This window comes from Asanoa sp. NPDC049573, assembly GCF_040676615.1.
Classification (GTDB): domain Bacteria; phylum Actinomycetota; class Actinomycetes; order Mycobacteriales; family Micromonosporaceae; genus Asanoa.
Map to the genome: position 1 here is coordinate 365,414 of NZ_JBFAPI010000003.1, position 17,319 is coordinate 382,732.

At 71.4% G+C, this 17,319-nt stretch carries 19 protein-coding genes; 12 read left to right on the top strand and 7 right to left on the bottom strand.

Going from position 1 to position 17,319, the window contains the following annotated elements:
- The first annotated feature begins 127 nt into the window (after positions 1-127).
- Positions 128-739 (top strand): phosphoribosylglycinamide formyltransferase, encoded by a 612-nt coding sequence (gene purN / locus AB0J74_RS08705; protein WP_363446102.1) that lies wholly within the window; start codon positions 128-130, stop codon positions 737-739.
- Positions 736-2,292, top strand: a complete 1,557-nt coding sequence (gene purH, locus AB0J74_RS08710) for a bifunctional phosphoribosylaminoimidazolecarboxamide formyltransferase/IMP cyclohydrolase (protein WP_363446104.1) — start codon at positions 736-738, stop codon at positions 2,290-2,292. Before purN ends, purH begins: the two co-directional genes overlap by 4 nt.
- Positions 2,293-2,297: 5 nt before the next feature.
- On the opposite strand, the gene AB0J74_RS08715 is transcribed toward purH, so the two are convergent.
- The gene (locus AB0J74_RS08715) at positions 2,298-2,768 is read right to left on the bottom strand and encodes a hypothetical protein (RefSeq protein WP_363446106.1); all 471 of its coding nucleotides are present in this window, start codon (positions 2,766-2,768) and stop codon (positions 2,298-2,300) included.
- Between the two features lie 35 nt (positions 2,769-2,803).
- Between AB0J74_RS08715 and AB0J74_RS08720 the strand changes: the two genes are divergently transcribed.
- The 4 genes from AB0J74_RS08720 to gcvH all read left to right on the top strand — a co-directional run bounded on the left by AB0J74_RS08720 (position 2,804) and on the right by gcvH (position 5,605).
- Positions 2,804-3,313, top strand: a complete 510-nt coding sequence (locus AB0J74_RS08720) for a SigE family RNA polymerase sigma factor (RefSeq protein ID WP_363446108.1) — start codon at positions 2,804-2,806, stop codon at positions 3,311-3,313.
- On the top strand, positions 3,310-4,560 hold the full coding sequence (locus AB0J74_RS08725; RefSeq protein WP_363446109.1) for a hypothetical protein: 1,251 nt from the start codon (positions 3,310-3,312) through the stop codon (positions 4,558-4,560). The genes AB0J74_RS08720 and AB0J74_RS08725 overlap by 4 nt, the downstream gene beginning before the upstream one ends.
- A gap of 39 nt (positions 4,561-4,599) precedes the next feature.
- Entirely contained in the window at positions 4,600-5,121 is a 522-nt protein-coding gene (locus AB0J74_RS08730; protein WP_363446111.1) for a GNAT family N-acetyltransferase, read from the top strand.
- Between the two features lie 88 nt (positions 5,122-5,209).
- Positions 5,210-5,605 carry a glycine cleavage system protein GcvH gene (gcvH, locus tag AB0J74_RS08735; protein ID WP_363446113.1) on the top strand — a complete coding sequence of 132 codons (396 nt, stop codon included), beginning with the start codon at positions 5,210-5,212 and terminating at the stop codon, positions 5,603-5,605.
- On the opposite strand, the gene AB0J74_RS08740 is transcribed toward gcvH, so the two are convergent.
- Both AB0J74_RS08740 and AB0J74_RS08745 read right to left on the bottom strand, forming a co-directional pair.
- Positions 5,595-6,038, bottom strand: coding sequence for an SRPBCC family protein (locus AB0J74_RS08740; RefSeq protein WP_363446115.1), 444 nt, complete (start codon positions 6,036-6,038; stop codon positions 5,595-5,597). The genes gcvH and AB0J74_RS08740 overlap by 11 nt on opposite strands.
- Before the next feature lie 13 nt (positions 6,039-6,051).
- Positions 6,052-6,909, bottom strand: coding sequence for an alpha/beta hydrolase (locus tag AB0J74_RS08745; RefSeq protein ID WP_363446117.1), 858 nt, complete (start codon positions 6,907-6,909; stop codon positions 6,052-6,054).
- Positions 6,910-7,200: 291 nt separating this feature from the next.
- On the opposite strand from AB0J74_RS08745, the gene AB0J74_RS08750 reads away from it, so the two are divergent.
- The 4 genes from AB0J74_RS08750 to AB0J74_RS08765 are packed head-to-tail and all read left to right on the top strand — an operon-like array spanning position 7,201 to position 11,112.
- Positions 7,201-8,331, top strand: a complete 1,131-nt coding sequence (locus tag AB0J74_RS08750) for an ABC transporter substrate-binding protein (protein ID WP_363446119.1) — start codon at positions 7,201-7,203, stop codon at positions 8,329-8,331.
- Positions 8,332-8,336: 5 nt separating this feature from the next.
- A complete protein-coding gene (locus AB0J74_RS08755; protein WP_363446120.1) occupies positions 8,337-9,263 on the top strand; it encodes an ABC transporter permease subunit in 927 nt (308 codons plus the stop codon).
- Positions 9,251-10,069, top strand: coding sequence for an ABC transporter permease subunit (locus AB0J74_RS08760; protein ID WP_363446122.1), 819 nt, complete (start codon positions 9,251-9,253; stop codon positions 10,067-10,069). The genes AB0J74_RS08755 and AB0J74_RS08760 overlap by 13 nt, the downstream gene beginning before the upstream one ends.
- The gene (locus tag AB0J74_RS08765) at positions 10,069-11,112 is read left to right on the top strand and encodes an ABC transporter ATP-binding protein (protein ID WP_363446123.1); all 1,044 of its coding nucleotides are present in this window, start codon (positions 10,069-10,071) and stop codon (positions 11,110-11,112) included. Before AB0J74_RS08760 ends, AB0J74_RS08765 begins: the two co-directional genes overlap by 1 nt.
- A 214-nt stretch (positions 11,113-11,326) precedes the next feature.
- Here AB0J74_RS08765 and AB0J74_RS08770 read toward each other — a convergent pair whose 3' ends face one another.
- Positions 11,327-11,992, bottom strand: coding sequence for a DUF2306 domain-containing protein (locus AB0J74_RS08770; protein WP_363446125.1), 666 nt, complete (start codon positions 11,990-11,992; stop codon positions 11,327-11,329).
- The gene (locus AB0J74_RS08775) at positions 11,989-12,972 is read right to left on the bottom strand and encodes an NAD(P)-dependent alcohol dehydrogenase (RefSeq protein WP_363446127.1); all 984 of its coding nucleotides are present in this window, start codon (positions 12,970-12,972) and stop codon (positions 11,989-11,991) included. The genes AB0J74_RS08770 and AB0J74_RS08775 overlap by 4 nt, the downstream gene beginning before the upstream one ends.
- Positions 12,973-13,064: 92 nt before the next feature.
- Between AB0J74_RS08775 and AB0J74_RS08780 the strand changes: the two genes are divergently transcribed.
- Entirely contained in the window at positions 13,065-13,790 is a 726-nt protein-coding gene (locus tag AB0J74_RS08780; protein ID WP_363446600.1) for a TetR/AcrR family transcriptional regulator C-terminal domain-containing protein, read from the top strand.
- Here the strand turns inward: AB0J74_RS08780 and AB0J74_RS08785 are convergent.
- Both AB0J74_RS08785 and AB0J74_RS08790 read right to left on the bottom strand, forming a co-directional pair.
- On the bottom strand, positions 13,772-15,457 hold the full coding sequence (locus AB0J74_RS08785; protein ID WP_363446601.1) for a hypothetical protein: 1,686 nt from the start codon (positions 15,455-15,457) through the stop codon (positions 13,772-13,774). The genes AB0J74_RS08780 and AB0J74_RS08785 overlap by 19 nt on opposite strands.
- 118 nt (positions 15,458-15,575) lie before the next feature.
- On the bottom strand, positions 15,576-16,547 hold the full coding sequence (locus tag AB0J74_RS08790; protein WP_363446129.1) for a GlxA family transcriptional regulator: 972 nt from the start codon (positions 16,545-16,547) through the stop codon (positions 15,576-15,578).
- Between the two features lie 126 nt (positions 16,548-16,673).
- Between AB0J74_RS08790 and AB0J74_RS08795 the strand changes: the two genes are divergently transcribed.
- Positions 16,674-17,312 carry an HD domain-containing protein gene (locus AB0J74_RS08795; protein ID WP_363446131.1) on the top strand — a complete coding sequence of 213 codons (639 nt, stop codon included), beginning with the start codon at positions 16,674-16,676 and terminating at the stop codon, positions 17,310-17,312.
- Positions 17,313-17,319 lie beyond the last annotated feature (7 nt).

Sequence of the window (17,319 nt, forward strand, 5' to 3'; positions counted from 1 at the left end):
CCGGCGGGTAAGGGTTGCTCACAAGAGTCCTTCCAGGGTAGTTGGCCTGGAGATGTTCCTGGAAGATCATCACTGCGTCAAGGCCGGTCGCAGGTGGTGGACCGGCGGCCCGGTAGTGTCTACCTACGTGCCCGCGCCCGCTCGCATCGTGGTCCTGATCTCCGGCTCCGGCAGTAACCTGGCCGCCCTGCTCGACGCCTGTGCCCAACCCGGCTACGGCGCGACGGTGGTGGCCGTCGGCGCCGACCGGGACAACATCGCCGGGCTCGACCGCGCCTCCGCCGCCGGGCTGCCGACGTTCGTCGAACGGGTGAAAGACCACCCCACCCGGGAGGCCTGGGACGTCGCGCTGACCCACCGGGTCGCCGAACACAAGCCCGACCTGGTCATCTCCGCCGGCTTCCTCAAGCTGGTCGGCACCCAGTTCCTCACCGCGTTCGGCGACCGCTACCTCAACACGCACAACGCGCTGCTGCCCGCGTTCCCTGGCATCCACGGGCCGCGCGACGCGCTCGACTACGGGGTCAAGCTGGCCGGCGCGACGCTGTTCTTCGTCGACGCGGGTGTCGACACCGGACCGATCGTGGCGCAGGTCGCCGTGCCGGTCCTCGACGACGACACCGAAGACACGCTCACCGAGCGGATCAAGGTGGCCGAGCGCCGGCAACTCGTCGACACCGTCGGCCGCCTGGTCCGCGAGGGCTGGACCATCACCGGAAGGAAGGTCACCATCCCATGAACGACGACGCGCGGCGGCCGCTGCGGCGGGCCCTGGTCAGTGTGTATGACAAGACCGGGTTGGCCGAACTGGCGACCGCCCTGCACGCCGGCGGCGTGGAGATCGTGTCGACCGGTTCGACCGCGGCGGCCATCGCGGCCGCCGGTGTGCCGGTCACCCGGGTCGAGGACCTGACCGGCTTCCCCGAGGTGCTCGACGGCCGGGTCAAGACGCTGCACCCCCGGGTGCACGCCGGCCTGCTCGCCGACACCCGGCTCGACTCGCACGTCGCGGCACTGTCCGATCTGGACATCGCGCCCTTCGAGCTGCTGGTCTCGAACCTCTACCCGTTCCAGGAGACGGTCGCGTCGGGCGCGACGGTCGACGAGTGCATCGAGCAGATCGACATCGGCGGGCCGGCGATGGTACGCGCGGCCGCGAAGAACCACGCCTCGGTGGCCGTGGTGACCTCGCCCGCGGCGTACCCCATGCTGCTCGACGCCTTGAACGACGGTGGTTTCACGCTCGCACAGCGGCGCGCGCTGGCGGCGCGCGCGTTCGCCGACATCGCCGACTATGACGTGGCGGTGGCGGAGTTCTTCGCGACGACCGTGGCGCCGGCCGACTGGCCGACCTTCGCCGGGCTGACCCTGCACGCCCTGACCCCGCTGCGCTACGGCGAGAACCCGCACCAGCAGGCCGCGCTCTACGCCAACCCCGCGGCGCCGGACGGCCTGGCCCAGGCGGAGCAGTTGCACGGCAAGGAGATGTCCTACAACAACTACGTCGACGCCGACGCGGCCTGGCGCTCGGCGCACGACTTCGACGCGCCCGCGGTCGCGATCATCAAGCACGCCAACCCGTGCGGCATCGCGGTCGGCGACGACGTGGCCGAGGCGCACCGCAAGGCCCACGCCTGCGACCCGGTGTCGGCCTACGGCGGCGTGATCGCGGTCAACCGCGAGGTGACCGTGGAGATGGCGACGCAGGTGGCCGACATCTTCACCGAGGTGCTGGTCGCGCCGTCCTTCGCCGACGGTGCGCTCGACATCCTGAGCCGGAAGAAGAGCATCCGCCTGTTGAAGGCGCCGGCGTTCGCGCCGCTGCCAGCCGAGTGGCGGCCGATCACCGGCGGTGTGCTGGTGCAGATGCGCGACGCGATCGACGCGCCCGGCGACGACCCGGCCGCCTGGCGGCTGGTCGCGGGCGCCCCGGCCCCCGACGACGTGCTCGCCGACCTGGCGTTCGCGTGGCGGGCGGTGCGGTCGGTGAAGTCCAACGCGATCCTGCTCGCGCACGACGGCGCCTCGGTCGGTGTCGGCATGGGCCAGGTCAACCGGGTCGACTCGGCCCGGCTCGCGGTGTCGCGGGCCGGCGCCGACCGTGCGGCGGGCTCGGTGGCCGCGTCGGACGCGTTCTTCCCGTTCCCGGACGGCTTCCAGATCCTGGCCGACGCCGGTGTGCGGGCGGTCGTGCAGCCCGGTGGTTCGGTCCGCGACGACGAGGTGATCGCGGCGGCGTCAGCGGCCGGCGTGACCATGTATCTGACCGGGGCGCGGCACTTCTTCCACTGATCGACTTAGGCCACGGTGACGCGAACCTCGCCCTTCTCGCCACTGTCGCGTTGCGCGGCGAACGTCCAGCAGCCGGGTGCGGGCAACCGGAACCCGGTCCCGTACTCGCTGCCGGGCCGTTCCCAGGTGCTGTCGCCGTGGCCCGTCGGGCCCCAGACGGGCGTTGCTTCCGCCCCGTCCGGGCCGACCGCCTTGATGGTGAAGTCGCCGGTTCCGCCGATCTTCCAGACGATCTTCACCTCTTCGCCGGCCACCATCGGGGCAGACCGGCCCTGGATGGGAAAGAACAGCGCCCAGAGCGTGCCGGTGCCCCGCATCTCGCCGTTGGCCGGTAGCCCGCAGGCGGGGGCCTCCTCGTCGGCCGAACAGCCGGCCAGCAGCGCCGTCGAGGTGGCCAGCAGCGCGCCCGCGATTCTCACACCGATCACCATGCCCGGACCGAGCCGCGACGGCCGGGCCAGGTTCCCGGTTTCCATGTCAACGCGGCGAACGCGGCCGGCGTCTGTAGGGCGTGACGTTCGAGGAGTACGTGCTCACCAGGGGTCCCGCCCTCGTCCGGCTCGCGCGGTTGCTGGCCGGCGACGACCACCGGGCCGACGACCTGGTGCAGGAGGTGCTCGCCCGGGCATACCCGCGCTGGGCCCGCATCGCGCGAGCCGACGATCCCGACCGCTACGTGCGCCGGATGCTGGTCAACGCGCGTAACTCCGGGTGGCGGCGGGCGATGCGCCGGCGCGAGGTCTCGCTGACCGGGTTCGACACGCTGCCCGCCTCCGCGTCCGGTGTGGACAGTGCCGACCGCGACGCGTTGTGGCGGCTGGTGGCCGGGTTGCCGGCGCGCCAGCGGGCGGCCCTCGTGTTGCGCTACTACGAGGATCTCGACGACGCGGCGATAGCGGAGATCCTCGGCTGTTCGGCCGTCACCGTCCGGACGCACGTGATGCGTGCGATCGCGACGCTCCGCGCGCAGGTCGGCCCGGCCGGATTCCCCTCCGCTCTCCCGATGAGGAGCAAGCCATGATGATCGAGGACAAGCTGGCCGGGCTGATGCGCGAGCGGGCCGACCGCCCCGTCGACGCCGACGCGCTGCTCGCCGCCGCGCTCGCCGCGGGCCGGGCCCGCAAGCGCCGCCGGCACGCCGCCTACGCGGTGGTCAGCGCGGGTGTCGCCGGCGCCGTCGCGGCAACGTTGCTGCTCGACGGCGGCGGCGCAGGAGGCCCGGCCGTGGTGACGAGCACCGGCAAGGGCAGTGCCGACGGGCTGGCCAGTTGGGACAGCGTGCCGGCGCTCCCGGCGGTGGCCGGCGAGCCCGGTGCGGCCAAACGCCCTGAACTGGTCGGCGCCGATCCCACGGTGTTGCGGTTCGCGGTGCCCTGGGCGCCGTTGCCGGTGCAGGCGGTGAGCTGGACGAGCCGCGACGGGGTCGAGCAGGTCGACGTGCAGATGGTGTCCGGCGACGAGATCGTCACCGGGCGGGTGTCGATGTGGCGCGGCCCGGCCCGGGGCTCGGCCGACAACGCGTCGGTGCCCAACGCGACGTCGGAGGTCGAGATCGACGGGCATCCCGCCGTGGTCGAGCAGGAGCAGTTCGACTGGGGCCCGAACCAGTGGCTTACCTGGCATCCGGCAACAGGCCTGACCATGCGGGTCGAGCTCGTCGCGTCCGGCTCGAAGGGCGGGAGCGGCGTGCGGTCAGGGCCGGAGGTGGTCGGCATCGACGACCTGAAGGCGTTCGCCGACGCGGTCCGACTCGACACGACGACGGCCTGTCGGGTGCCGTTCCGGATCTCGGTCGCGCCGGCGGACGCCCGGCTGCTCACCTGTTCCGGCAGCGTCTCGGCGCTCGAATCGGCAGCCGGTTCCTGGGACGGCTGGGTGGTGTTGTCGGCCGGGAGCCGGATGGTCGAGGTCGACTATCGCGCCCTGCCGGGCAATGACCCTGGGGCCGACCCGTCCGCGACGTCGATCGCGCCGGAGACCACCACCCCGACGCCGCCGGGTAACGAGGGGTCGCCGGGGTCGCAGTCGCCGACGCCGGCGGGTGGCAGCCCGGTTGGCGGCACCCCGGCGGGCGTCAGCGCGACGGAGGAGAGCGGCCGGGTGTCGTCGACCGGCCAGACCCCGCTGCGGACCCTAAGTCCGGAGGTGGGCGCGTGGGTGGTCCACGGGCCCGGCGGCGAGGCCGAGGCCGGCGCGATCCTGGCCGGGCTGGTGCCGGCCGGCGACGCCGACGACCCGGCGACCTGGCCCCGGCGGCCGCTCGGCTGAGCTTCGCGCCATGTGGTGTGCGGGCCTAGCGTGGCGGTCATGGCTGAACTGATCGCGCCGACCACCCGCCTGCACGCCGCCTTCGTCGAGTGCTGCGACGACTGGGGTCCGGGCCTCCACGAAGACGGCTTCGGCCTGGGCGCCGACGACGACGTGCGCTCGCCCGACGGCTTCGCCACCTGGGTGGCCGAGCGGCTCCGGCTGACGCACGGGGCCGGTGAGCCGTGCCCGGCCGAACGGCATGCGTCGCCACGGTGGATCGTCGAGGACGGCCGCGTGCTCGGCGGGATCGCACTGCGGCACAAGTACGACGACGATCTGGGGCAGATCGGTTATGGCGTACGCCCGTCGGCGCGCCGTCGTGGTCTGGCGTCCTGGGCGCTGGGTGCGATGCTGGTCGAGGCCCGCGCCGTCCTGGGTCTGGACCGCATCCTCGTTCCCTGCCTCGCCGACAACGTCGCGTCGGCCCGCACGATCGAGCGCAACGGCGGCGTGCTCGAAGGCATCCGGGAGACCGTCCACGGCCCGGTCCGGCGCTACTGGATCATGCTCGACCGGTGACGTCGATCCACAACGGGGTATGGCTGGTTGAGGCGCATCCGCCCATGGCCACACCAGCCACAGCGAGCACAGACGAGGTGATCCGACGATGACCGTGATCCCCGACGACCTGCGTTACAGCGAAGACCACCTGTGGGTACGCCCCGCTGGCGACGCGACGGTCCGGGTCGGCATCACCGATTTCGCGCAGGATTCCCTCGGCGACGTGGTGGACGTGACGCTGCCCGACCCGGGCGCCGGCATCAGCGCCGACGAGGCGTGCGGCGAGATCGAGTCGACCAAGTCACTCAGCGACCTGGTCGCTCCGGTCACCGGCACGGTGCGCACCCGCAACGACGCCCTGGACAGCAGCCCGGAACAGGTCAACGAAGACCCGTACGGCGATGGCTGGTTGCTCGAAGTCTCGGTCGATCCGGCCACCCGCGAGGAGCAGTTGGCATCGTTGCTGAGCCCGTCGGCTTACCAGGACCTGGCTAGTGGGTGACGCGCTCGCTTTCGCTTTCCAATGCCGTGAGCCAACCCTGCAGGCTGCCGTCCAGCGCGGCGCGCATCGCGCCCGGGTCGGCCCGGACCGGTTCACCGTTCCAGGACTCGGCCGTGTGCACCAGCACCGCGTGCTCGGATCGCGGCGTGAACGTCCACGTGTGCCGGGCTTCGATGCCGCTGGCCGTGCCGGTCCAGGCGATGCGGCGCATCGGCTCGTATTCGGTGATGGTCGAGGTGATGGTGAGGCCCTCGGTCTCCCAGTCGAAGGTGGCGCCGGCGCCGATCGGGTCGCGCAGGTTGGCGCTGGAGATGTGTCTGTTCCAGCGCGGCCAGCCGTCGATGTCGGCGTGCAGGTTCCAGAGCGTCGCCAACGGTGCCCGGATGATCCGCTCGACCTCGACGACGGCTGGGGCTTGGCGGTCGATGTCCATGTCGGCAAACCCCCTACCACGCGGGGTCTTCGGCGGATTCGAGGAACTCGTTGACCCGGTTGCCGAAGTCTTCCGGGTATTGGAACAGCGCGCCGTGTGCCGCGTCCGGATAGAGGACCAGTTCGGCGTTCGGCAGGTGGCCCGCGAGGAGGAAGCTGTTGGGCGTCGGCACCATGATGTCGTGGTCGCCGTTGGCGACCAGCGTCGGCTGGCGCAGGCCGGCCAGCCGGGAGAACTTGCTCGGGTCCGGGATGCCCCAGTCGGCGATCGCGTCGATCTGCGCGTCGCGGGTCTCCAGTGAGGTCACCGCGTCCTGGTCGGTCTCCCGGCTGAAGACGCGCCCGATGTAGTCCATGCCCTTGGCCCGGCTGTCCTCGGACGGGGTGAAGAACAGGTAGAGCAGGTCCTCGGCGTCCTGCTCCTCCTTGAAGGCATGGCTCTGCAACTCGTCGGCCCATTTGTGGAACCCGCGGCCGCCCTCGGGCCCAGTGCCGGCCAGCACGAGCTGGCGCACCAGGTACGGGCGCATCAGGGTCAGCTCCTGCGCGACGAACCCGCCCAGCGAGAAGCCGAGCAGGTCGATGTTGTGCAGGCCGAGGGCGTCGACGAACGAGATGATGTCGCGGGCGTAGTCGGGAATGTTGTGCGGCGTGCTGCCCGTGGAACGGCCCACACCGCTTGCATCGACCGTGATCACCTCGCGTTCCGCGGCGATCGTGTCGACCATGATCGGGTCCCACAGGTCGATGTTGCCGCGGAAACACTGCAGGAGCACCAGCGGTACGTCGGACTGCTTCCCGAAGCGCCGATAGGCGAAAGTGGTGCCGTTGTCGGCCTCGACGGTCAGCGTCGGCGATGTCAGTTGAGTCATGGACTTGCCTCTGCGGTCGGGTGGCACGGTCCTGCGTCCGACGCTACGCCCGATCGCGATCGGGCCGTCGTCGCGGCGGGTGACGCGCAGGCATGATCCGGACGATCGGGCCCATCCCGCCGCGCCGCCGGCGGCCTCGTCATCGGCGCGTCGACCAATCGCCACGGAGCGGCCTTCCGGCGTTGCCCGGCGGGCTGTCAGGGCCGCCGCATAGTGATCACCGACCGGCTCAGCCGGCAAAGGATCTATGACGCCGGGCCCAACCGTGGGTCGGCGCAGAAGGGAGGATCCGTGCGATTCTCGATTGCCCGCGGGACCGCCCTGGTAGCGGTCACCGCTGCGATGGTGGGCCTGACGGCCTGCTCACCTCCGTCAAGCAACAACAAGGCCGCCGCCAGTGACGCGGCCAAGGCCACCAGCGCCGCCGACCTCGGCGGGATCGACAAGCTGGTCGAGGCCGCCAAGAAGGAAGGCGCGCTCAACGTCATCGCGTTGCCTCCGGACTGGGCCAACTACGGCGAGATCACCAAGGCTTTCACCGCGAAGTACGGCATCACCGTCAACTCCGCGCAGCCCGACGCTTCCAGCCAGGACGAGATCAACGCGGCCAAGCAGCTCAAGGGTCAGAGCGGCGCGCCGGACGTGTTCGACCTCGGTTCCTCGGTGGCGCTGGCCAACACCGCGACGTTCGCGCCCTACAAGGTCACCACGTGGGACGACATCCCGGCCGCGCTCAAGGAGGCCAGCGGCACCTGGGTCAACGACTACGGCGGCTACATGTCGATCGGCTACGACTCGTCGAAGGTTCCGGCCCCGACCAGCGTCGCCGACCTGCTCAAGCCGGAGTTCAAGGGCAAGGTCGCCCTCAACGGTGACCCGACGCAGGCCGGCGCGGCGTTCAACGGCGTCGTCGCGGTCGCGCTCGGCAGCGGCGGTTCGGCCGACGACATCAGCAAGGGCGTCGACTTCTTCAAGGACCTGAAGAAGTCGGGCAACTTCCTGCCCGTCGACCCGACGCCGGCGACGATCGAGTCGGGCCAGACGCCGGTCGTCTTCGACTGGGACTACCTCAACGTGGCTCAGGGCGCCAAGCTCAAGGGCAAGGTCGACTGGAAGACCGTCGTACCCGCCAACGCGGTTCTCGGCTCCTACTATGTCCAGGCCGTCAGCGCCGACGCGCCGCACCCCGCGGCCGCCCGGCTCTGGCAGGAGTTCCTCTACAGCGACGAGGGCCAGAACCTGTGGCTCAAGGGCGGCGCCCGGCCGGTGCGCGCCGACGCCATGAAGGCGGCCGGCACGCTCGACAACGCGCTGTTCGAGGCGCTCCCGGCGGTCAGCGGCACGCCGGTCTTCCTTACCGAGGCACAGACCAAGACGGCCAACGACTATCTCGCCGCCAACTGGGCCAAGGCAATCGGTTAAGGCCGATGACCGCCCCCACAACGGGGACGATCGACCAGGTCAAGGCGCCGACCACCACCGGTGTACGGTGTGGTCGGCGTCGCCGGTGGCTGCACCGCGACCTGCTCGGCGTCCTGCCGTTCTTCGTCTTCGTCACCATCTTCCTGTTCATCCCGACGCTGGTCGTCGTGATCGGCGCGTTCGCCGGCGACGACGGCCGTCCGACGCTCGAGAACATCTCGGCCCTGTCCGACGGCTACATCGTCGACGCGTTCGTCCGCAGCATCACGCTGTCGGCGGTGACCGCGATCATCGGTGCGGTGATCGGCGCGCTGGTCGGCTATGCGGTGGTCACCGCCGGGCCGGACAGCCTGGTCCGCCGGCTGGTCACCTCGGCGTGCGGCGTGCTGGCCCAGTTCGGCGGCGTCACGCTGGCGTTCGCCTTCATCGCCACGATCGGGCTGAGCGGCTTCGTCACGGTGTTCCTGCACGACTCGCTCGGCATCGACATCTTCGCCGGCGGCGTCTGGCTCTTCGACCTGCCGGGTCTGGTGCTCGTCTACACGTACTTCCAGATTCCCTTGATGGTCATCGTGTTCCTGCCCGCCCTCGACGGCATTCGTCCACAGTGGCGGGAAGCGACGGAGAGCCTCGGCGGGTCGACCTGGTACTACTGGCGGCACGTCGCGGGCCCGCTGCTGGCGCCCGCGTTCCTCGGCTCGACGTTGCTGCTGTTCGCGAACGCTTTCTCGGCCTACGCGACGGCCGCCGCGCTGGTCAGCCAGGGCAGCCCCATCGTGCCGCTGCAGATCCGCTCCGCGCTGACCAGCGAGGTGCTCCTCGGCCGCGAGAACCTCGGCAAGGCGATGGCGCTGGGCATGGTCGTCGTCGTCGCGCTCGTCATGTGGCTCTACGGCCTGCTACAGCGAAGGACGACCCGATGGCTGGACTGAGGAAGCGGCGCGCCCGCCGGCAGCGCGTCCTGCGCTGGATCGTCGTCACCGTGTTGGCGGTGCTGTTCGTGCTGCCGCTCTTCGCGATGCTCGAGTTCACCACCCGCGGCCCGGGAGACAGCCTGTCGTGGGAGACCTGGCGGGTCTTCTTCGACTGGCCCGCGCTCGGGGAGGCCTATCCGATCCTGTGGACCGGCATGAAGGCCTCGTTCTGGCTGGTGCTGCTCTCGGTCGCGCTGACGTTGGTGCTGCTGGTGCCGACCGTGGTCTGGGTGCGCCTGCGGCTGCCCCGGATCAGGCGGCTGGTCGAGTTCATCAGCCTGCTGCCGTTGACGGTGCCCGCCATCGTGCTCGTGGTCGGCCTGGCACCGGTGTACGCCTGGGTCGTCTACTTCGTCGGCGGGTCGTCGTGGACGCTGATGTTCGCGTACACCATCCTCGCCCTGCCCTTCGCCTATCGCGCCATCGACGCGGGCCTGTCGGCGATCGACGTGCGGACGCTCTCGGAGGCCGCCCGGAGCCTCGGGTCCAGCTGGGCAACGGTCATGTGGCGGGTGGTGCTGCCCAATATCCGTTCGGCCGTGCTCTCCGCCGCGTTCCTGACCGTCGCCCTGGTGCTCGGTGAGTTCACCATCGCGTCCCTGCTCAACCGCGACAACATCCAGGTCGCCATCAACCAGCTCGGCAAGAGCAGCGCGCAGATGTCCGTCGCGGTCTCGCTCGCGGCGCTGGTGCTCGCGTTCGTTCTGCTGTTCCTGCTCTCCTTCGCCGGTCGCAGGCGCCATCGGGAAAGGAAGACATCGTGATGTCCAACAGCGTCGGAGTGCGCCTCGACGGGCTACGCCGCCAGTTCGGTGGCGTACACGCCCTCGACGGGCTCGATCTCGACATGGCACCGGGCGAGCTGGTGGCCCTGCTCGGCCCGTCGGGTTGCGGCAAGACCACGGCGTTGCGGATCCTGGCCGGCCTCGAAGACGCCGACTCGGGCCGCATCATGGTGGGCGACAAGGACGTCGCGAACGTGCCCGCCAACCGGCGCGACATGGGCATGGTGTTCCAGGCCTACAGCCTCTTCCCGCACCTGACCGCGGTGGAGAACGTCGAGTTCGGCCTGCGGCTGCGGCGCCAGAACGCGGCGACCCGCCGCCAGCGGGCCCGCGACATGCTCGAGCTGGTCGGCATCGGCGCGCACGCCGACCGTTATCCGCAGCAGATGTCCGGCGGTCAGCAGCAGCGCGTCGCGCTCGCGCGGGCGCTCGCGTTCCAGCCCCAGGTGCTGCTGCTCGACGAGCCGCTGTCGGCGCTCGACGCGAAGGTCCGCGTGCAGCTGCGCGAGGAGATCCGCCGCATCCAGCTCGAGGTGGGCACCACCACCCTGTTCGTGACCCACGACCAGGAGGAGGCGCTGGCCATCGCCGACCGGGTCGGCGTGATGCGCGCCGGCCGGCTCGAGCAGATCGGTTCGCCGGAAGACATCTACCGGAGCCCGGCGACGCCGTTCGTCGCCGAGTTCGTGGGCCTGAGCAACCGGCTGCCCGGCCGGGTCACCGGCGACGTGGTCGAGGTGCTCGACACCAAGCTGCCGCTGGTCGACGCGGCCACCGTCCACAATGGTGCGGTCACCGCGCTGGTCCGCCCGGAGTCGGTCGACGTGACGGCCGATCCGGCCGGCACCGGCCGGGTGGTCGCAGTGAGCTTCCTCGGCCCGACGGCCCGGGTCACCGCCGCGCTCCCGGACGAGACCATCGTCGTCGCCCAACTGGCCAGCGCCCGGCTGCCCGACCTGCCGCCGGGCACGGCGGTGCGGGTCATCCTGCGACCCGTTCCCGTGGTCGTCACGGCGGCTTAGGGCCTGTCTCGTGGACCATGCCGGCATTCCGCCGGTCCCGGACGGCGTGCCGGGCCTGTCTCGTGGACGATGCCGGCATTCCGCCGGGCCCGGACGGAGCACCACCCTGATCCACGAGGCAGGCCCAGGCCCGCGGGCGGGGCCCGGAATCCGTTGCCGGGCCCCGGCCCGCAGCCAGGCGCCTTCCCGCCGGCTGAGCGTGTCGTCCGCGCGTTCAGGATGAAGCCGCCGGGTCCGCGCGTCGGGTGGCCGGCGCGCGGCGCCGCGGCCCGGCAGGCGACGAGCGCCGGATGGCCCATTCGGCGACGATCGCGTTGACCACCCAGCCCGACCCCACCGAGAGGGCGGTGCTGAGGTCACTGGTGCCGAACAGCGGCTCGCCGATGCCCTGCGTCAACACCTGGGTGCCGGCGCCGACGGCGAGCGCGTAGGCCCGGATCATCCAGGCGCGATGGGCGGCGATGTCGCGGCGGCGGATGGCGGCGAAGCCCAGCACGATGGCGGCGGCCATGGCCGACCCGACCACGAGGCGGATCCCCCACAGCAGGTCGCCGCCGGGAGCACCGGGGTAGTACAGGGTCATCCAGAGCGCGGAGCCGGCGACGCCCAGCCCGGTCCCGACCAGCACTCGCCCGCAGACGCGGTGCCAGCCCGGCCGGCGGCGACGCAGCCGGGCGGAGAACTGGAACGCGCCGAGGAACGCGTAGAGGGCCGCGGCGAGGATGTGCACCACGACGGGCGCCGGCGAGGCGTCGACGCGCGGGTTGGTCGACAGCGACTGGGTGCCGCCGGCGACCTCGACCAGCCGCAGTGAACCGGCGACGACCGGTACGAGGCTGAGCAGCACCAGGGCCGCGGGCAGCCGCCAGGCCCGGGTCACGCGGCACCCACCGTGATGACCACCTTCGCCCGCGCGTGCTCGGTTTCCAGGTAACGGATCGCGTCGGGCGCCTCGTGCAACGGATAGGTGCGGTCGATGACCGGCGTGAGGCGGCCGGCCTCCGCGTGGGCGCGCAGCGTCTCGAGATGGCGCCGGTCGGGTGCGGTGGTGAGGATCGCGATGCGCTGCCGGACGAACGGCGCCAGCAAGCGGCCGCGGGCGATCAGCCAGACCGGGCCGACCAGGCTGCCGCCGCGGTAGACGCCGCCGCCGGAGAGCATCAGGGTCCCCGCCCGCGTCAGCGCCCGCCGCAGGGCCGTCAGCGAACGGTTGCCGACCAGGTCGAAGACGAGGTCGTGCGGCTCGCCACCGGCCGCGAAGTCGGCGCGGGTGTAGTCGACGACGTGATCGGCGCCGAGGGAGCGCACCAGGTCGACGTTGCGGGTGCTGCACACCGCGGTCACGGTCGCCCCGAGTGCCTTGGCCAGTTGCACGGCCAGGGTGCCGACGCCGCCGGACGCGCCGTTGATCAACACGCGCTGGCCGGGCCTGACGCCGCGCAGCCCCAGGAGCGCGGTGACGCCGGCCAGCGGCAGGGCGGCGGCCTGCTGCGGCGTCAGGTTGGCGGGCCGGCGGGCGACCAGGGTCTCGGGCACGCACACGTATTCGGCGAACGCGCCGTCGGCCTCGCCGAGGTCGCCGAAGACGGCGTCGCCCGGTCGTAGCTGGCTGACGCCGGTGCCGACGGCCTCGACCCGGCCGGCGAAGTCGCGGCCGCGGATCCGGGCGCGCGGTGCCGACCGGCCCATCGAGAGGCGCGCCATCCGGGGGTCACCCCGCATGACATGCCAGTCGTACGCGTTGAGCGCCGCGGCCTCGACCCGCACGAGCACCTCGCCGGCTGCGGGCACGGGCTGGTCGACCTCGGCGAGCGTGAGCGTCTCCGGCGGGCCGTATCGATCCTGGACGATCGCCTTCATGACTCCCTCCCCGGGTGTACGGTGTACACCTCCTAGGAAATGACGGTAGGTGTACGGCGTACACCTGTCAAGGCGGTTAGGGTTTTGTCGTGATGGCTGAGCAGGCGCAGGCGCTGCGCCGGACGCCGCTGAGCAGAGATCGCGTCCTGCGGGCCGCCGTCGCCCTCGCCGACCAGGCCGGGATCGAGTCGTTCAGCATGCGCAGCCTCGCCCAGGACCTGGGCGTGGTGCCGATGGCCCTCTACAAACACGTGGCCAACAAGGACGAACTGCTCGACGGCATGATCGACGTGGTGGTCGGCGAGATCGACCCACCGCGGCCCGGGCCCGGCTGGCAGCCGGTTCTCCGCGCGCGCATCCTCTCGGCCCGCGAGGTGCTGCTGCGCCACCCCTGGGCGCCGCTCGCGATCGAGGCGCGCAACCAGGCGACGCCCGCGGTCCTCGACTACCTCAACACGATGGTCGGCATTCTCCGCGACGGCGGGTTCTCCACCGACCTGGCCCACCACGTGATGCACGCGATGGGCAGCCGGATGCTCGGCTTCAGCCAGGAGTTGTTCGACGACTCCCGGCGCGCCGGCCGCTCGGGCGCGGCCGATCCCACACCGCCGGCGGACTTCCCGGCCGAGGCCGCCGCCCGCTTCCCGCACCTGGCGGCGATCGCGACGGCGGCGTCACACGACGACACGTCGGTCGTCGGACAGGGCTGCGACGACCAGTTCGAGTTCGAGTTCGCGCTCGACCTGCTGCTCGACGGCATCGAACGCCTACGCCAGCAGGGCTGGACCTCGTCGGGCCCTCACGGGTCGATCAGGTAGACCACTGCCTCGGGTGTGTCGACGCGGCGCATCGGCAGGCCGCCGGTGCCGCCCACCAGGGTTCCCTCGTAGGGCGTCCCGTTGACCGCGTCACGCACCACGACAACGCCGCGTACGCCCGTTGCCCGCAACAGGGCAACGCCTTCCGGGCTGGGGAAATGTTCCATCGCGTGGCGGACTTCGTTCTGCCGTTGCGGTGTGAACGCGGCCGCGCCGTTGACCATCGCGGGAAAGCGGTCGGTGGCCCACAACATCGGGATGCCGTCGATCGTCGCGCCGCTGGGCAGCACCAGCATCGGTGCCGGCGCGGTGGCCAGGGCCGGCGGCGCGGTCGGCACCACCGGGTGTTGCGTGGTGTTCAGCCCTTCGGCCACGACGAGCAGGGGCAACACCGCGAGCGCCAGGCGTACGCGGCCCACGCGGCTGACGGCCGCCGTGACGGCTCCGGCCGCGAGCACCCCGAGCAGCAGCGTCGTCCAGATCACGAGCCGGCCGGGGGTACGGATGCCGTCGAACCCGGGCAGCGCGTAGAGCAGGCCGTAGGTGAAGCGGCCGCCCGCCGGCCCTTCCGTGCCCATCCCGAGCACGATGCTGGCGACCACGCCCGCGGTGAGCAGCAAGCGCTGCCGGACCGTCCAAACAGACAGCACGAGCCCCAGCGCCGCGAGAGCGTAGAGGGTGAAGCCGGGCAGCAGCGACGTCTCGCCCCGGTGGCCCAGTGCCGCGCGGGCGCCGGCGTGCAGGTCGCCCCACAGCATCGAGGTGCTCGGCGAGGTGAAGAAGCCACGCAGCGGCGGCGAGGCCCATTGCAAGTCTTCCCAACTGCGCCGCGCGTAGGGGAACTGCTCGGCGACCAGCAGGTAGGGGCGGGCCATGAAGGCGGCGACGGCGAGGAAAACCGCGAGCCCGGCGCCGTCGGCGAGCAGCAGCCGCCGGGTCAGCGGGGGCCGGTGCCATAGCCACGCGCCGATCGCGGCTACGCAGGCGAACGCCAGCGCGTACCCGAAGGGGACGCCGATGCCGAAGCCCAGCGACAGTTGCCAGGCGGCGACGCACCAGCCGGCGATCACCCAGCCCGGGCGGGCCCGCTCGGGCCGGTAACCGTTTCGCAGCGACCAGCCGTGCCCGCGGGCGAGCATGGCCAGGGCCAGCGCGATCCCGCCGGTCGAGAGCACCTGGAGATGGCCGGACTGGGCGAGCCGCCAGGGTGCGTAGGCGAACGCGGCCCCCGCGACCGCGCCGCCGAGCCGGCCGGCGCCGAGCTGGCGGACCAGCGCGTAGGCGCCGACGAACGCCAGCGCGAACACGAGCACGAAGACGATGTTGTAGCGCAGGAGGGCGGCGACCGGGCCGGTGCCGAGCAGACCGGCGGGCGCGTACCCCAGCAAGGTGTCGGTGAAGGCGAAGCTGTTGGGCTCGGGAAAGAACGCGTTGGCCTGCCACAGGGCCGCCGGGTCGGTCCGCAGCGCGTGCCCCGACCAGGCCATCTGCCAGGCCTGCATGGTCGGGTCGCCGGTGTCGGACGGGATCGTCTGGGTGGGATGGCGCAGTGTCGGCCAGGTCACCAGCGCGGCCAGGACGATCGACCCGAGCGACGCCAGTGTCCACTCGTGACGCAGGACCGCTGGCCAGCGGCTCGTTCGTCTCGGCGCCGGGCTCGGCAACACTGCCGGCTCGAGCGCATGGACCTTCGTCGGTGCCGCCCCCGTGGTTGTCACGCTGGAGACAATGTCACCGAACCCGTCCACAAAGGGATCGGCCGAAGGGTGCCTTTACCGCAACGGCCTAGGCCACCGAATCCTGGCGGGTGGTGCTGAACCGGCGCTGGTAGGCGGCAGGGCTGATGGACAGCTTCCGGGCGAACACCCGGCGCATGCTCTCGTAGCTCGGGAAGCCGGCGAGGGTCGCGGCCTGCGTCGCGGTGTGGCCCTGGTCGAGCAGCGCCCGGGCCATGTCGAAGCGGATGTTCTCCACGTAGCGGGCCGGCGTCGTGGCCAACTCCTCGTGGAAGAGCCGGGTGAGTTGCCGGGTACTCACGTTGAGGCGCGTCGCGAGTTCGGCGAGTGAGTGGTCGCCGCGCGGGTTCGCGGTCACCAGGTCGGTGACGGTGCGCACCGCCGGCGAGCGGGGTGGCGGTCCCTGCAACGGCGCCGAGAACTGGGATTGGCCACCCGCGCGCTGCATGTAGACCACCAGGGAGCGGGCGACGTCGCGCGCCAGGTCGGGGCCGTGGTCTTCTTCGACCAGCGCGAGCGCCAGGTCGATGCCGGCGGTCACACCGGCCGACGTGAAGGTGGTGCCGTCGCGCACGTAGATGGCGTCGGGCTCGACGCGGCACGTCGGGCACCGGGCGGCCAGTTCGTGGGTGACCTTCCAGTGCGTCGTCGCGCGCTTGCCGTCGAGCAGGCCCGCGGCGGCGAGGATGAACGCGCCCGTGCAGACCGAGGCGACCCGACCGGCCGTCGCCGCCGGCAGCCGTGCGGCGTCGACCAGGTCGCGGGGGACCGGCAGGCGTGGATACAGGTCGGAACCGGCCACCAGGAACGTGTCCAACGCCGGCGCGGCCGGGATGGCGCCGTCGACCGAGACCCGGACACCGAGGTTCGAGGTGATGTCGGCACCGGTCGGCGACAGCAGCACCATCCGGTAGTCGGCGCCGAGCCGGTTGGCCTCCTTGAACACCTCCGCGGGACCGGCCACGTCCAGCAGCGTCACCCCGTCGTAGACCAGGATCGCGATGCGGTGAGGCTCGGGCACGGTTCATTGGTAACACGCCCGCGTCGCATGTCCGGATCCGAGGGATTCCTGGCCGGACTAAGGCTGCGCGACGCCCCCGTTGGTGGGCAGCATGGAGGTCGAGCCACTCACGAAGTCGGGGGAGAGATGCCTGAAGTCATTGGGGGAATTGAGATTCCTGAGACTGCCGCGGCCGCTGAGGCGACCCGGATCGTCCGGGAGTCGATCAGTCCGCTCATGTATCACCACTCACGACGGGTCTATTTCTTCGGCCTGATCCACGGGCGCCAACTCGCCGTGCGGCCCGACCCGGAACTGCTCTACGTCTCGGCGCTGTTCCACGATTACGGCCTGCTCACCGCCTTTTCCGAGGCCGTGCAGCGGTTCGAGGTCGACGGCGCCGACCACGCCCGCGCATTCCTGCTGGAGCGGGGCTTCTCGACGGCCGCCGCAGAGACGGTCTGGGCGGCGATCGCGCTGCACACCACGCCGGGCATCCCTCACCGGATGGCCCCGGAGATCGCGGCCACCCAACTCGGCGTCCTCACCGACGTGGTCGGCCTCGGTCTCGACGGGCTCGACCACGACCAGCTCGCCGAGATCCTCGCCGCGCACCCCCGCGGAGACTTCAAGAACGAGTTTCTCCGGGCCCAGTTCGACGGGTTCAAAGACCGACCGGAAACCACGAACGGCACGGTCAACTCCGACATTCTCGAATACTTCATTCCCGGTTTCCGCCGTACGACAACGGTCGACCGCATCCTCGGGTCGCCCTGGCCGAGCTAACCGTCTA

What these genes read in the sequence shown, in the direction of transcription:
- purH (WP_363446104.1), top strand. Translation starts at nt 736, where the DNA reads ATGAACGACGACGCGCGGCGGCCGCTGCGGCGGGCCCTGGTCAGTGTG.
- AB0J74_RS08715 (WP_363446106.1), bottom strand. Translation starts at nt 2,768, where the DNA reads ATGGAAACCGGGAACCTGGCCCGGCCGTCGCGGCTCGGTCCGGGCATG.
- AB0J74_RS08725 (WP_363446109.1), top strand. Translation starts at nt 3,310, where the DNA reads ATGATGATCGAGGACAAGCTGGCCGGGCTGATGCGCGAGCGGGCCGAC.
- AB0J74_RS08730 (WP_363446111.1), top strand. Translation starts at nt 4,600, where the DNA reads ATGGCTGAACTGATCGCGCCGACCACCCGCCTGCACGCCGCCTTCGTC.
- gcvH (WP_363446113.1), top strand. Translation starts at nt 5,210, where the DNA reads ATGACCGTGATCCCCGACGACCTGCGTTACAGCGAAGACCACCTGTGG.
- AB0J74_RS08740 (WP_363446115.1), bottom strand. Translation starts at nt 6,038, where the DNA reads ATGGACATCGACCGCCAAGCCCCAGCCGTCGTCGAGGTCGAGCGGATC.
- AB0J74_RS08745 (WP_363446117.1), bottom strand. Translation starts at nt 6,909, where the DNA reads ATGACTCAACTGACATCGCCGACGCTGACCGTCGAGGCCGACAACGGC.
- AB0J74_RS08755 (WP_363446120.1), top strand. Translation starts at nt 8,337, where the DNA reads ATGACCGCCCCCACAACGGGGACGATCGACCAGGTCAAGGCGCCGACC.
- AB0J74_RS08760 (WP_363446122.1), top strand. Translation starts at nt 9,251, where the DNA reads ATGGCTGGACTGAGGAAGCGGCGCGCCCGCCGGCAGCGCGTCCTGCGC.
- AB0J74_RS08765 (WP_363446123.1), top strand. Translation starts at nt 10,069, where the DNA reads ATGTCCAACAGCGTCGGAGTGCGCCTCGACGGGCTACGCCGCCAGTTC.
- AB0J74_RS08775 (WP_363446127.1), bottom strand. Translation starts at nt 12,972, where the DNA reads ATGAAGGCGATCGTCCAGGATCGATACGGCCCGCCGGAGACGCTCACG.
- AB0J74_RS08780 (WP_363446600.1), top strand. Translation starts at nt 13,065, where the DNA reads ATGGCTGAGCAGGCGCAGGCGCTGCGCCGGACGCCGCTGAGCAGAGAT.
- AB0J74_RS08795 (WP_363446131.1), top strand. Translation starts at nt 16,674, where the DNA reads ATGCCTGAAGTCATTGGGGGAATTGAGATTCCTGAGACTGCCGCGGCC.